This window comes from Haemophilus sp. SZY H53 (genome assembly GCF_054332375.1).
This window is the reverse complement of the sequence record NZ_JBTGNV010000004.1, coordinates 185,936-200,020: the sequence shown is the minus strand read 5'-3', so window position 1 is coordinate 200,020 and position 14,085 is coordinate 185,936. Positions and strand designations below refer to the sequence as shown.

17 protein-coding genes are annotated in these 14,085 nt (G+C 40.6%); 10 read left to right on the top strand and 7 right to left on the bottom strand.

All coding sequences use genetic code 11. The features are described from left to right. Nucleotides 1-98 precede the first annotated feature (98 nt). Nucleotides 99-812, bottom strand: a complete 714-nt coding sequence (locus ACXVWB_RS05725) for a ribonuclease T2 family protein (RefSeq protein WP_289901649.1) — start codon at nt 810-812, stop codon at nt 99-101. A 75-nt stretch (nt 813-887) separates the two neighbouring features. Here ACXVWB_RS05725 and ACXVWB_RS05720 point away from each other — a divergent pair, with 75 nt between their 5' ends. From ACXVWB_RS05720 to rpoH, 7 genes are all read left to right on the top strand, one after another. Further along, entirely contained in the window at nt 888-1,148 is a 261-nt protein-coding gene (locus ACXVWB_RS05720) for a YfhL family 4Fe-4S dicluster ferredoxin (RefSeq protein ID WP_014064693.1), read from the top strand. 35 nt (nt 1,149-1,183) lie between these two features. Next, the gene (locus tag ACXVWB_RS05715; protein ID WP_005696968.1) at nt 1,184-1,336 is read left to right on the top strand and encodes a DUF1232 domain-containing protein; all 153 of its coding nucleotides are present in this window, start codon (nt 1,184-1,186) and stop codon (nt 1,334-1,336) included. 142 nt (nt 1,337-1,478) lie between these two features. After that, nucleotides 1,479-2,693 carry an MFS transporter gene (locus tag ACXVWB_RS05710; RefSeq protein ID WP_297569652.1) on the top strand — a complete coding sequence of 405 codons (1,215 nt, stop codon included), beginning with the start codon at nt 1,479-1,481 and terminating at the stop codon, nt 2,691-2,693. 136 nt (nt 2,694-2,829) lie between these two features. After that, on the top strand, nt 2,830-4,533 hold the full coding sequence (narQ, locus tag ACXVWB_RS05705; RefSeq protein WP_289901647.1) for a nitrate/nitrite two-component system sensor histidine kinase NarQ: 1,704 nt from the start codon (nt 2,830-2,832) through the stop codon (nt 4,531-4,533). A 9-nt stretch (nt 4,534-4,542) separates the two neighbouring features. After that, nucleotides 4,543-5,568, top strand: a complete 1,026-nt coding sequence (murB, locus tag ACXVWB_RS05700) for a UDP-N-acetylmuramate dehydrogenase (protein WP_289901646.1) — start codon at nt 4,543-4,545, stop codon at nt 5,566-5,568. A 19-nt stretch (nt 5,569-5,587) separates the two neighbouring features. Next, a complete protein-coding gene (locus ACXVWB_RS05695; RefSeq protein ID WP_289901645.1) occupies nt 5,588-5,899 on the top strand; it encodes a DUF2322 family protein in 312 nt (103 codons plus the stop codon). Nucleotides 5,900-6,045: 146 nt separating this feature from the next. Next, nucleotides 6,046-6,888: an RNA polymerase sigma factor RpoH gene (gene rpoH, locus ACXVWB_RS05690; protein WP_289901644.1), complete on the top strand. Its 843-nt coding sequence runs from the start codon at nt 6,046-6,048 to the stop codon at nt 6,886-6,888. Nucleotides 6,889-6,937: 49 nt separating this feature from the next. Here the strand turns inward: rpoH and plsY are convergent, their stop codons facing one another. Further along, a complete protein-coding gene (gene plsY / locus ACXVWB_RS05685; protein ID WP_014064698.1) occupies nt 6,938-7,537 on the bottom strand; it encodes a glycerol-3-phosphate 1-O-acyltransferase PlsY in 600 nt (199 codons plus the stop codon). A 97-nt stretch (nt 7,538-7,634) separates the two neighbouring features. On the opposite strand from plsY, the gene folB reads away from it, so the two are divergent. Beyond that, nucleotides 7,635-7,991 carry a dihydroneopterin aldolase gene (gene folB / locus ACXVWB_RS05680; protein WP_049356175.1) on the top strand — a complete coding sequence of 119 codons (357 nt, stop codon included), beginning with the start codon at nt 7,635-7,637 and terminating at the stop codon, nt 7,989-7,991. A 54-nt stretch (nt 7,992-8,045) separates the two neighbouring features. On the opposite strand, the gene ACXVWB_RS05675 is transcribed toward folB, so the two are convergent. Then, on the bottom strand, nt 8,046-8,657 hold the full coding sequence (locus tag ACXVWB_RS05675) for a cation diffusion facilitator family transporter (RefSeq protein WP_289901643.1): 612 nt from the start codon (nt 8,655-8,657) through the stop codon (nt 8,046-8,048). Between the two features lie 85 nt (nt 8,658-8,742). On the opposite strand from ACXVWB_RS05675, the gene ACXVWB_RS05670 reads away from it, so the two are divergent. Next, a complete protein-coding gene (locus tag ACXVWB_RS05670) occupies nt 8,743-9,126 on the top strand; it encodes a MerR family transcriptional regulator (RefSeq protein WP_289901642.1) in 384 nt (127 codons plus the stop codon). A gap of 51 nt (nt 9,127-9,177) precedes the next feature. On the opposite strand, the gene ACXVWB_RS05665 is transcribed toward ACXVWB_RS05670, so the two are convergent. Genes ACXVWB_RS05665 through ACXVWB_RS05650 form a run of 4 tightly spaced genes read right to left on the bottom strand, consistent with a single transcriptional unit; the run spans nt 9,178 to nt 12,756 of the window. Further along, complete coding sequence (locus ACXVWB_RS05665; RefSeq protein WP_289901641.1) at nt 9,178-10,275, bottom strand: NnrS family protein; 1,098 nt, start codon at nt 10,273-10,275, stop codon at nt 9,178-9,180. Then, on the bottom strand, nt 10,268-10,960 hold the full coding sequence (locus tag ACXVWB_RS05660) for an ATP-binding cassette domain-containing protein (RefSeq protein ID WP_289901640.1): 693 nt from the start codon (nt 10,958-10,960) through the stop codon (nt 10,268-10,270). Before ACXVWB_RS05660 ends, ACXVWB_RS05665 begins: the two co-directional genes overlap by 8 nt. After that, on the bottom strand, nt 10,960-11,757 hold the full coding sequence (locus ACXVWB_RS05655; protein ID WP_065244667.1) for an ABC transporter permease: 798 nt from the start codon (nt 11,755-11,757) through the stop codon (nt 10,960-10,962). The genes ACXVWB_RS05660 and ACXVWB_RS05655 overlap by 1 nt, the downstream gene beginning before the upstream one ends. Before the next feature lie 21 nt (nt 11,758-11,778). Next, nucleotides 11,779-12,756, bottom strand: a complete 978-nt coding sequence (locus ACXVWB_RS05650) for an ABC transporter substrate-binding protein (protein ID WP_289901639.1) — start codon at nt 12,754-12,756, stop codon at nt 11,779-11,781. A gap of 448 nt (nt 12,757-13,204) precedes the next feature. Here ACXVWB_RS05650 and ACXVWB_RS05645 point away from each other — a divergent pair, with 448 nt between their 5' ends. Continuing rightward, nucleotides 13,205-14,032 (top strand): class II glutamine amidotransferase, encoded by an 828-nt coding sequence (locus ACXVWB_RS05645; protein ID WP_289901638.1) that lies wholly within the window; start codon nt 13,205-13,207, stop codon nt 14,030-14,032. The last annotated feature ends 53 nt before the right edge of the window (nt 14,033-14,085 follow it).

The following is a 14,085-nucleotide window of genomic DNA, read 5'->3' as shown; positions in this document are numbered from 1 at the left end:
AAGCTTTCCTCTTGGGTTAGTTAAAATTAAACGGGGACATTATACCTAGTTCTTACTAGGTTGTAACGATGTAGATCAAATAAAAAAGTGAATTATGCTTATTTAGGGCAATCGATTACTTGCCATCGGCGATCGTAGCAAATAAATAATTCGTTATGGCTCGCCCCTAAATAAGCGCCTTTTAATTGCGGATTATTTTGCTTCATCCATTGAAATAATTCTTTACGGCTTAATTGTTCGTTTGGCAAAGAAAGCGATTCAAATAATGCTTTCTCTTGTTTGAAATAAGCTTCTGCTGAATCAAACGCACAGCTACCGTGTTTTTCCCATTCGCCTTGCAACAATTTTGCGCCTGGCGAGATTGAAAGGTAAGGCTCGAACGTTTCAATTGGAAGTGGCGATAAATCACCATTACAAAAACGAGGGTGATCCGTAACAGAGCGTGCATTCGCATTTTGCGGCCATAATCCATGCACTACCCAGCCAAATTGATTTTTTGTACTACATTGATATTGCGCTGAATCAGGTAAATTATTGCCATATTGCGCACGTTGTTTTTCACAGAATGCCGGCGACCAAGATAAGGCCAACATATAGTAATCAACTGGGGCATTTTTATTTTGCCCAATAGCATCATCACGCATGATGACATCATAATTCCCAAAATCTTTGGTATTTTTGATCGCACTTTGGCTTTGTTGTTGTGTGGTTGTTGGGGCTGGTTTTGTATCTTTTTTGTGTTCAGTAAAATATTGCCAAATGCTAAATGCAGCAAGGGCAATAAGGGAAAGAGTGGAAACCTGTTTTTTCATAAAAATCCTGTTTAAATTTTGTCAATTTTGCTTTTGTCGGCTATAATTCGCCGCTTTCTCATATAAAGGAATGGTATGGCGTTACTGATCACAAATAAATGCACAAACTGCGATATGTGTCTCCCCGAATGTCCGAATGAAGCAATTTCAATCGGCGAGGAGATCTATGTGATCGATCCTGTACTTTGTACGGAATGTGTTGGTCATTATGACACGCCAACCTGCCAAAAAGTTTGCCCGATTACCAACTGCATCAAGCCAGATCCTGAGCATCAAGAAAGCGAAGAGCAGCTTTGGGAACGTTTTGTGATGATTCACCATTCGGATAAGTTGTAGAATTTACCTGATCTTTTTCTTTTCGTCCAATGACTATGAATAAAACGAAGTTAATCAAAATCGCCATCATTCTGATTTATCTGTTCAGTCCCATTGATATTTTGCCTGAAGCGGTGCTTGGCCCATTAGGTTTAGTCGATGATGCGGCAGCCATTGCCTTATTAATTCGAATTTTATTGAAAAAATAAAAACTTGAATAAAATCAACCGCACTTTGTTTTTCTCATTCTTGCAAAATTCCGTCAATTTCTCTAAACTACGCATCGGAAAATTTCTTCCCTCATCATTTCACTTTAAACGCTACCCGTGAGTAGCAAAAGGAATCTCAATCATGACAAACGTCAATCAATATGGCTGGAAAGCCTTGGTTGGATCAGCTGTCGGCTACGCGATGGATGGATTCGATCTTCTTATTCTTGGATTTATGCTTAGTGCCATTTCGGCCGATCTTAATTTAACTCCCGCACAATCTGGCTCATTAGTTACCTGGACTCTTATTGGTGCTGTGGTGGGTGGTATTGTATTTGGTGCATTAAGCGATCGTTATGGGCGTGTACGTGTACTAACTTGGACAATCGTCCTCTTCGCCGTATTTACCGGTTTATGTGCAATCGCACAAGGCTATTGGGATTTATTAATTTATCGCACCATCGCGGGGATCGGTTTGGGTGGTGAATTTGGTATCGGTATGGCATTAGCTATTGAAGCTTGGCCCGCAAAACACCGTGCAAAAGCCGCGTCTTATGTGGCGTTAGGTTGGCAAGTTGGTGTGTTAGCGGCGGCATTACTCACCCCTGTATTGCTTCCACATATCGGCTGGCGTGGCATGTTCGTTGTTGGTATTTTCCCTGCATTTGTTGCTTGGTATTTACGAGTACGCTTACATGAACCTGAAATTTTTTCGCAAAAACAGACTGAACTTTCAACCCAAAAAATATCTAAACTGGAATCTTTCAAACTCTTAGTGAAAGATAAAGCAACCACAAAAGTGAGCCTTGGTGTGGTGGTGTTAACTTCCGTACAAAACTTCGGTTACTACGGTATTATGATTTGGATGCCAAACTTCTTATCTAAACAACTTGGTTTTAGTTTAACAAAATCAGGTTTATGGACGGCTGTTACGGTATGCGGCATGATGGCAGGGATTTGGATTTTTGGTCGTCTAGCCGATAGAATCGGGCGTAAACCAAGTTTCTTATTGTTCCAACTTGGTGCGGTGATCAGCATTATCACTTACTCTCAATTAACCGAACCAACCGCTATGTTGGTGGCCGGTGCATTCTTGGGGATGTTTGTGAACGGCATGATGGGCGGTTATGGCGCATTAATGGCAGAAGCTTATCCGACAGAAGCACGTGCAACGGCACAAAATGTGTTGTTTAACTTAGGTCGTGCCGTAGGTGGTTTCGGACCGGTTGTTGTCGGAGCGATTGTCTCTGCGTATTCATTCAGCATTGCGATTGCTTTCTTGGCGGTGATTTATGTCATCGACATGGTAGCGACAGTCTTCTTAGTGCCCGAATTAAAAGGCAAAGAATTGAGCTAAGTGCAGTCAAAAAAAATCAAGTTTTTGAAAACATCGGGGTTAAAACCGATGTTTTTTTATTTATGAAAAATCAGCCAATTTCAACCGCACTTTGTGCTAAACTATGGGCATTTTTCCCCTGTTTTAAAGAATTACCGTGTACGCTAAACGTTCAGTTTCTACCCGTATTGCTAAATATTTATTTGTGGTCATTATCTTCATGGGCATTATTAGCTCATTGAGTTTGATCGTGATGGCCAGTAATAAATCGGACGCGGAAGCCATTAATATTTCCGGTTCTCTACGTATGCAAAGTTATCGCATATTGACGGAAATGGAGCGGTCGCCAGATACGGTTGAACAGAATTTAGTGCGCTACCAACATAGTCTCAATGCTAAGGCCTTACGCAATGTACAACAACAATTGTTTGTGCCTTCTGAAGTGCAAGAATCCTATCAGAAAATTCTTAAACGTTGGGTGATGATGTCTGATCTTGCTCATTTACAACAGGTAGAAAAATACTATGCAGAATTAAAAAGTTATGTGCAAGATGTGGACGATTTTGTTTTAGAGCTTCAACGTTTTTCGGAACAAAAATGGATCATTGCGGTTTCAGTACTTTGCTTCTCTATGTTGCTGATTGTTGTGATGGTTTCTTACGTAATTTGGTATTTAAAGAAAGAGGTTGTTAAGCCTCTAGAGTTAATGACGAAAGCCAGTATGCAAGTGCAAATGAGGCAGTTTAACCATATCCAGCTTGATACAGAAAGTGGTAATGAGCTTGGTGTTTTGGCGAAAGTGTTTACCCAAATGTCATCAGAGTTAGGGCGGCTTTATTCCCGTTTAGAAGATGCGGTAAATGAGCAAACGCAAAAGTTGCGTCAAACCAATCGCTCTTTAACAACACTTTATCAAAGCTCTCAGTTACTTACGCCAACAAAGATTAATGATAAAATTCTCAGTCAAGTGCTCAATCATATTCGTGTTAGCGAACATTTACGCTACATTGAGTTAGAAATTCTAGGTGCAGAACATTGGGAAATTTCCTTTGGACAAAAAGATCCTAAACAATCACTTCAAGTCGAAGAGCTTTCCATTGAAAATGAAAACTTAGCGGTGCTCTCGTGGCAAGCCGGTTTGCCTTGCCCTGATCCTCGCATGATGAAAAACTTAGGGCAAATGGTGGCAAAAGCCTTGTATTCACACAAAACGCAACGCCAGCAAGAGCAACTCTTATTGATGGAAGAGCGGTCAATCATTGCAAGGGAATTACATGACTCGTTGGCACAAGTGCTGTCTTTCTTACAAATTCAATTAACGCTGTTAAAGCATAATTTGAAGAAAGAAGACGAGGAATCAAAAGAGAAAAGCATTGCCATCATTGGTGAATTTGAACAAGCCTTATCAGATGGTTATTCTCAATTACGAGAATTATTGGCGACCTTCCGTTTAACGGTGCAAGAAGCCAACTTACAGGTTGCCTTGGAACAAGTTATCGAAAGTTTGCGCTCACAAACGAAGATGCAAATGACCGTAGAATGTAGTTTGCCCTCACAAAGTTTAAATCCACAAGAATTAGTGCACGTTCTGCAAATTGTACGTGAAGCAACGTTAAATGCGATGAAACACTCCAAAGGCACACGTATAGAAGTAAAAGCCCATATTAATGCTGAGGGCGAATACGAAATCCTCGTACAAGATAATGGCGTAGGGATACCTACATTAGACGAGCCAGACGGACATTATGGTTTAAATATCATGACTGAGCGCAGTCGACAATTAAATGCTCAGTTCAGTATTTCAAAAGGGGAGCAAGGCGGTACTATCGTGAAAATCACGCTTCCTCACACACTTTTTTAAGGAAAGTTAATGCAAAGTTTACAGCCGTTTCACACCTTCAATATTCCAGCAAATGCGCGTGAAATTATTGAAGCCACATCGATTGAACAAATCCAACAAGCTTGGCAAAAAGCGCAAGCTGAAAATCTACCTGTCTTATTTTTAGGACAAGGCAGCAATATGCTGTTTTTAGAAGATTTCCAAGGTGTTGTAATTGTTAACCGTTTATCGGGTATTCAACATACAGAAGATAGCAATTACCATTATTTGCATGTTAATGGTGGCGAAAATTGGCATCAGTTAGTGGAATGGTCGCTTTCACAAGGGGTTGACGGCTTAGAAAATCTCGCACTCATTCCCGGCTGTGCCGGCTCAGCACCGATTCAAAATATTGGCGCGTATGGCGTAGAATTTAAAGATGTGTGCGATTACGTGGATGTATTGAATCTCAACACGGACGAACAATTCCGTTTACAGGCGAGTGAATGTGAATTTGGTTATCGTGAAAGTATTTTCAAACATCGCTATGCACAAGGTTATGTGATTACAGCGGTTGGATTGAAATTAGCCAAAAATTGGCAACCAATTTTAAAATATGGCTCATTAGTGAATTTTGATCCTCAAACTGTAACGGCAAAACAAGTGTTTGATGAAGTGTGCCATATTCGCCGCAGCAAATTGCCCGATCCAAAAGAATTTGGTAATGCGGGCAGTTTCTTCAAAAATCCTGTGGTAAGTGCAGAACAATTTGCGAAAATCCAAAAACAGGTCGAAAATCTACCGCACTTTCCACAACCGGATGGTTCAGTGAAACTGGCAGCAGGTTGGTTAATCGATCAATGCCATTTAAAAGGATTTCAAATCGGTGGCGCAGCGATTCATCAACAACAAGCTTTAGTGCTGATTAATAAAGGCAATGCCACTGGGCATGATGTGGTTAAGTTAGCACATCATATCCGTCAAACCGTGGCAGATAAATTTGGTGTGTATTTACAGCCAGAAGTGCGCTTTATGGGCGCGAATGGCGAAATGAATTCAGAGCAAGCCATTAGTTAATTTATAGAGGAAAGCAATCATGAACTTTAAAGACATTTTAGAGACTTTACCAAGCATTGATCATTTAACGGGTTTAGATGTATTAAACGGTGAAACCGTGATTCATCATATTCCTGCTGCACCAGGCAAACTTGGCTCGCTTCGTCTTTATAATGCACTGGCTGAAAAATTTAATGGAAAATTAGACCGCCCTTCAGCGCAGCAAGGCATTGAATGGTTTGCAGAGCATGTTGAAGATGCCAAACAAAATCCTGGAAAACACCCTAATATTGATCTATTGTTTAAGGTTGTGGCAGAGGATGTAGTTTATTCACTTGTGCCATTAAATTAATTTGGAAAATTTTTAGTGATTAATTTGAACTTTTAATCGTTAAAAACTGTCAAATAAAACAAATTGAGGTATAATGACAATAGTTGTTATACAATAACAAATAAGTAATGAATCGGGGCGTTGCTCCGCATGCTGTGAGGAGAAGAATGAATAAAGAAACTCAAATGATGTTAGTACCTCAAGGTAGCATCGAAGGTTATATTCGAGCAGCAAACGAATATCCGATGCTGACTGCAGAGGAAGAAAAAAGCTTAGCAGAACGTTTGTATTATGGCGGTGATATTGAAGCAGCGAAAAAGTTAGTTTTATCACACTTACGTTTTGTTATTCATGTTGCGCGTGGTTATTCAGGTTATGGATTACCGCAAGCAGATTTAATTCAAGAAGGTAATATCGGATTAATGAAAGCGGTAAAACGTTTTAATCCGGAAGTAGGTGTTCGTCTTGTATCTTTTGCGGTGCATTGGATCAAAGCTGAAATCCATGAATATGTCCTTCGCAACTGGCGTATTGTGAAAGTCGCTACTACGAAAGCACAACGTAAATTGTTCTTTAACCTACGTAAAACCAAACAACGTTTAGGTTGGTTCAATGAAAACGAAGTGGATATGGTGGCGAATGAGCTTGGCGTGTCAAAAGAAGATGTCATCGAAATGGAATCCCGCATGACAGGGGCCGATGTAGGCTTTGATTTGCCAACAGACGATGATGACGAAGCTTATGCACCTTCTTTATATTTAGAAGATAAAAGCTCAAACTTTGCGGCAGAACTTGAAAGCGAAAACTTTGAAGAACAAGCTACAGAAAAGTTAGGTACAGCCTTAGCTAATCTTGACGAACGTAGCCAAGATATTATCAAAGCACGTTGGTTAGATGATGATAAAGCCACACTTCATGATCTTGCTGCAAAATATAATGTGTCTGCAGAACGTATTCGTCAGCTTGAAGCGAACGCACTGAAAAAACTTAAAAGTGCGGTAGATTTCTAAGCCATTTTGATAAAAAGAAAACCTGTCGATTATCGACAGGTTTTTTTATTTATTTCTTCTTGGATTTCCCCCACATTTTATCTTCTTGGCCTCGCCATAAGCGCTGAATATTGTCGTGGTGACGATAAATCAGCAAACAGCAAACTAAGGCAACGGGGAAGGTAAATTCCGGTTTAAGCCACCAAACATAAAATGGCACGAGAAGTGCAGTGATAACCGCACTTAATGAAGAATAGCGACTAATTAAGAAGACTAACAACCACGTACCTAGTGTTGAGCCGGCGACGCCCCAAGAGATGGGTGCTATGGCACCGAATGCAGTCGCTACACCTTTCCCGCCTTTAAACTGAAAGAAAATAGGGAAGATGTGCCCCAAGCAAGCCCCTAATGCAACCATGCCTAATTCAAATTGCGTAAGCCCTAAATAATAACCCGCCCAAACAGGTAACATCCCTTTTAAAATATCGCAAATTAATACCGCAAGCGCCGCCCAACGTCCGCCAATACGTAATACATTGGTCGCACCAGGGTTATGAGAGCCATTTTTTCGCGGGTCAGGCAAGCCTGCAACCTTACAAATCAAAATTGCACTGGAAATCGAACCCAGTAAATAAGCAAAAATCATATAAAAAAGGGCAAATAGGCTCATTTTGTGCTCCACAATCTTGATTGTATTTGAAAAACTTGTTCGTTATTTTAACCAAACTTGATAGCATAAGCCCACTATATTTTTACAGGAATGAGAGATGGATCGTATTTTTATTGAAGAATTAGTGGTCTTCGCACAAATCGGTGTGTATGACTGGGAACAACAAATTAAACAAAAGCTCGTTTTTGATTTGGAAATGGCATGGGATTGTCAAAAAGCCGCAGAAACAGATGATGTGCAATACTGCCTCAATTATGCCGAAGTCAGTCAATTTATTTTAGACTATGTGCAAGCTAAGCCATTTTTATTGATTGAGCGAGTGGCTTATGAAGTAGCAGAACAATTACAACAACGTTTTGGGATTTCATGGTTACGCCTCAAATTAAGCAAACCTAAAGCCGTTGCTCAAGCCAGTAATGTTGGGATTATTGTAGAACGAGGCGAGTTGAAATAATCGCTGAAAATTGACCGCACTTTGTCAATCTCGAAACAAAGTGCGGTTAATTTTTTAGGTGTTTTTTAATGCCAAGCGAAATGCTCCAATTCCGCTTTTTAGCACAAGAATACTCAATATCATACTGGCTAAGGGATCCACCCATTGCCATCCGAGGAAATAAGCGCTCAATCCTGAAAGAATCGCGATAACGGAGCCAAATAAATCTGTTAATACATGCAGATAAGCCGCTTTGATATTGAGATTGTCATGATCACTTTTCAACATTATCCAAGCAACGAAAAGATTGACGAGTAATCCTAGCGATGCCACTCCTAGCATTGGCAATGCCATCATCTCGATGGGATTTTGCCAACGTTGAATTGCTTCAAACAAAATCATCAATGCGACGACGATCAATGAGCCGCTATTAAGTAGGGCAATGTATCGTTGTTTTTGAGCGGATAGAAACAACGCTAACAAGGCTAAAAATAACGATAAGCTATCATTTGCCATGTGACCCGCATCAGCCATGAGTGCCAAGCTGTTAAACCAATAGCCACCAATAAATTCGACAATCATAAAGCCAGTAATGATGGCAAAACTGAGCGCTAAGATTTTTTTATCCTGTGGAATATGCTCATGAGATGAATGATCATGATGTTCATGGGAATGATGTTCGGACATACGGCTCCTTATTGTCTATTTGATTAACTTGGGATAAAGTATAAAGTCCGTAGCAACTACAAGGTCAAGACTTGGTTTTAGAAAAATGAAAATTAACGAACTCAGCAAACAAAGCGGTATTCATTTAGAAACCATTCGGTATTATGAAAAAATGGGCTTGATGCCGGAACCTAAACGTCTTGCAAATGGTTATCGAGATTATGATGAAGCCAGTTTGAAACAATTAAAGTTTATTAAAACCTGCCGAGCGTTAGATTTTAGCTTGGCCGAAATTAAATTTTTTAATGAGATGAAAACGCAGCAATCTCAACATTGCAAAGTGGATAGCATGTTGGCGAAACATTTGGTTTCAGTCGAAGAAAAAATTGCCGAACTGACTGAAATTAAACATTTCCTGCAAAGTTTAATTACCGAAGATGATCATCAAGCTGCAGATTGTAAAGCTATGGCCCAATTAAAAGCCTATTAAGAGCGGTCTAAAAAATATCAAAAATCCGCACGTTGATATGCGGATTGGTCACTATTCTGGATCATCTGTAAACGCGTTGTTTCGGAATATTGGCACAAAGGTTGCAAGATACAGCACAAACACAATGGCAATTAAAATAGCCGGAATCGTGATAAAAAACAGCTCGTCCACATACATTAAACAAGCTCGGGAAAGTGCCGCCGTGAAAAGACAAAGCACGGCAAGGCGACAGAGTTTTGGATAATCCAGTTTCGTAAAGCCACTATGCCATAATCCCGCGGTGAGCCAAATCATCATCATACTGCCGAGAATGCTGCCGAGTGTCACCATGTGTAATGGATCGGCAGTAGGTTCATCAAGTAATTTATTTATGCCAATCCACAAATAGCCAATCGCGGCGAACAATTGAAGGAAATAATAAGTGCGTACGTAATGTTTACGTAGTAGTTCGTGATGATGTAATTCGCGTAACTTGGCAAGCAAAATAAAGCCAACGGCAAAGGCTGTAAAAGCGGCTGTTTGCGCAGGCAACCAAAGCTCTGCTGCGGTATGAAGTAATAAAAATGTAATCGCGATATTTTTATACACGACATTCGGGATAAATACAGGATCTTTCAATGTACTTTCTTTCAGTGCCTCTGCGCCTAATAGAATACTGACTCGAATTGATATAAACATCACTGCCGCCATATTCAAATGCACCTGTGCCCGCAATAATTTCAGACTATCAGTCATGGCGTAAGCCGTCTGACAAACCATAAATGCAGCAAGTAACATCAGTAAAGTAAAATTGTCGGTATTGCGATCCAACCAAAATAGCCAAGCACAAAAGAGTAATAAAGCGAGCCAATAAGCTGCCACTAAAAACGAGGCAGTTTGCGGCGAAAATGGCAATAACACCAATCCTGCAAGCAAGAGCACCGATAAAATCGTCGCAATAGGTTTTAAATTACCTTTGTAATTTGTCCATTCGAGCATGGAAGCCGTCAGAAAGCCGCCGTATGCGGCCGGTAGCATAAATTCTAAGAAAATTTTGCGGTGTAGGATGAGATCATCGGGGCTGATGAAAAAGCTCAAGGCACCAACAATCGCAAGAATGGCAGCCCCGACAAAAAAGGGTCGCATCGGATGGGTAAAGAAATTATTCATAGTAATGGATTCCTTGAAATTCGCGTGCGACTACGGTTTCTTCAAAGGCTGAATTGCGTTCGGATAATGGCGTTGGCAAGGTAATCACATTTTGCACATCCATCCCTTTTGGAGAAAGCTGCATAATCTCTCGGCTTAATCGAGCTGCTTCAAAACGATCGTGCGTCACTAAAATGCAAGCCATGCCTTGGTGCTCAATTTTTTCCACTAACATAGCGGCTAAAATATCACGTAAATCACGATCCAAACCGACAAAAGGCTCGTCCAATAAGGCTAAATCACAGCCGCATAGTAATAGACGCAAAAATGCCACGCGTTTTGCCATACCGCCCGATAATTCGGTTGGGTATTTATTCAAATCACCCGAAGAAAGTCCGATCTTTTCTGCCAGCGCAATGATTTTATTTTCATTAGGATTATCCATAAAAATGGCGATATTCTGCATGGCAGTGAGATTTTCTAATAGACGATTTTCTTGAAATAGAAAGCCCGTTTTACGAAATGTATTATTGATTTCGCCCGATTTTGGTGTTTCTAAACCTGAAATTAAACGCAGCACAGTGGTTTTGCCACAACCGCTTGGACCGAATAAAGTTTTTACTTCGCCCGGTTGTAAATCCATACTGAAATCGCGCACGATGGGATCGCGGAGAATTTCAAAACGCACATTTTTTAAACTCAGCATTATCTTCTCCACGGCATAAACAGGATTTCCAATGGTTTGGTAATCAAATATTCAAAGAGTGAAACAAACACAATCACCAACAGCACATAAGCCATAACCGTTGACGTATCTAACATGGCTCTGGCATCGGCAATCTGTGCTCCCACACCCTCATTGGCACCTAAAAGCTCTGCCATAATTACCACTTTTACGCCCATCGCAACCGCGACGCCAATGCTGGAAATCACATAGCCTGTGAGATGGGGAACGTACAAATAGCGGATTTTTTTCCACAATCCGAGCTTGTACGCATCAAATAATTCTTCATGTTGTTTGTTTACACTTGCCATGCCCATGGCTGCACTGGCAAAGGTCAGCGGGGCGACTAATACGATAATGGTAAATAGTACACTTGGGTTGCCAAAGCCAAACCAAAATAACGCCATCACGACCCAAATAATTGGCGGCATGGCTAACAAAATCGTAATGACGGGTTTAAGCAATGCCATAGCGGTTTTAAAGCTTCCCGCAATCAGCCCTGCCGCTAAGCCTGCGACTAATGCAATGGCAATACCCACCACAGAACGCCATAATGAAATACCGATTTCGTTTTGTTGGAAATGCTCGAGCAGCTCAAGGGCTTTTTGAAAAACATCCGCGGGAGCAGGCAGCATAAATTCACCAAATACTGAGCTGCCCCAAGCCCACAAAGCAACAACCATCATCGCCACACTCAAGCCGGTAAAACCGCTCCAGAGGTAGTCGATGATGTAAAACAGGACAGGTTGTGGTTTACGGATTTTGTCAGTTTTAATCATGTTATGTGATTCAGTTTCCAATTAAGCCAAGAAGAATTTATCATCTGGTAATTTACCACCTAAGAGTTTTGGATTGAACGCCATCAAGGTTTCATAGAATTGCATGATTTCATTTTTCAGTTCACTGGCTTTGGTTACCGTTAAGCGCGCACCGTCTAAGCCCATTTCAATAGCGGCTTCTGGAGCAGGAAGATAATTAGCGCCAATTTCAGCCGCACTTTTGCGGTTAGCCATAATCCAGTTTAACGCATCACTTAAATCTTGGTGAAGTAGATCAAACTCTGCCTTGTGTGCGTGGAAGTATTCTTCGTTAGCAATAATGCCCGCCATTGGAATAAGCGGTTTAGTGTTAAACGCTTGACCCCATTCTTTCACTAAATCGAAGCCACGTACAATCTCTGTACCGACGATTTTAGCTTTCTGCACAACCGCACTTGCCATTGGTTCTGGCAAGATGGCCGCATGGAAATCTTTAAGCAAGAACAACCCAATTGCTTCAGTTGGCGTTGCCGCATAGGTGATATCCACTTTATTAATATCAATATTCAGTTTTTTCAATAAGGCCTGCAATACGATGTCAGGCATATCGTTTTTAAATGGCACTAGGATTTTTTTACCCACCAATTCTTGCGGTGAAGTAATAGCACCACCTTTACACATCAACTGCGTAATGCCATTGGTGAGAATATTCACCATGCCAACTTGTTGCCCTTGATTACGTAAATTCACGCCCACATTACTTGGGCTCATCATCACTTTAAATTGCCCACTTGCTACACCCGCACGCAACTGATCAGGCGAACGCCAAATCTCTAACGATACATCCGCTTGTTTGGCTAATTTACCTTGTGCTGCCGCCACCGCAATGGTTACACTTGGCATTGCGGGTGCGCCATAAATGGTAAATTGCTCTTTTGTTGCCGCAAAGAGAGAAGGCGACATGCCCGCTGCCGTAAGTGCTGCGCTCATTCTTAAAAAATCACGTCTATTCATTGTCATGGTTATCTCCTTATAATGAAACAAGTCTAATACTTGTATTTTGATAATGGTTTTCATTTATTATCTTACTCGTTGTGACTAAAGTAAAGAGAGACAAAAGTGCGGTTAATTTTCAAGGTGTTTTTTACCGTGAAATAATATGCGCCAGTTCCACTTTTAACTCAAGTAAATTCTTGCATAGTCATTCCTGAATATATGTTCTTCGTTTCGGAATAATGACAAGAATTAATTCTAATAGATAGATAAACTAATGCGTTATCAAAATTATGACATTGTTAGCCTGGCTTAAACTGTCATGTCTTTCTACTTTATAAAAGCCCAAGGTTATTTTATGTAACTTTTTAGTCTAAAAATCCTTTATTATCTCTCTTGAATTTCAATGTATTATGGTGTTAAATCAGCACATATTATAAGGGTATAAAATGATAAAAATAAGTTGTAGGAATTTATGTGCCAATTACTCGGAATGAACTGCAATACGCCGACGGATATTGTCTTTTCTTTTGAAGGTTTCCGTCGTCGTGCGGGTCTTACTGATTGCCATTCAGATGGCTTCGGTATCGCTTTTTTTGAAGGTCGCGGTGTGCGTATTTTTCGCGATAACCACGCTGCATCTCAATCCCCAATTGCGGATTGTGTAAAACAATACAATATTAAATCACTGAACGTGATCGCCCACATTCGTAAAGCAACACAAGGAGGGGTCACGATTGAAAACACCCATCCCTTTATTCGCGAAATCTGGGGCGAAAACTGGGTGTTTGCTCACAATGGTAATTTAAAAGAATTACCCGATATGTCTGAGAGTTTCTGTCAGCCTATTGGCTCAACTGATTCAGAAGCCGCATTTTGTTATATGGCGGAATATTTGAAAAATCGTTTCCGTCGTAAACCGTCTGAAATGGAAATTTTTAGCGCGATTCAAGATATTGCTAAATCGCTCTCAGAAAAAGGCACCTTTAACTTCATTCTTTCAAACGGAGAATGGATGATCGCCCACTGCTCAACTAATTTGCATTATTTAACGCGTAAAGCCCCTTTTGGTAAAGCGCATCGAATTGATGATGATGGTGTTATCGATTTTAATGATTATGCGAAAGATGGCGACAAAGTCACAATCATTACGACTTTTCCACTCACTAAAGATGAGCCTTGGGTCAAAATGGAACATGGTGGTTTCGTCTTCTTCAAAGAAGGGGATAAAATTGCTGAGGTCGTCGGTGTAGCTAAAGAAATGGAAGATGATGGTACATTAGGCAATCGCGCAGCAGCCTAATAACAAATCACAATAAAAAGTGCGGTCAAAAACATTAGAGATTTTGAGCTGAC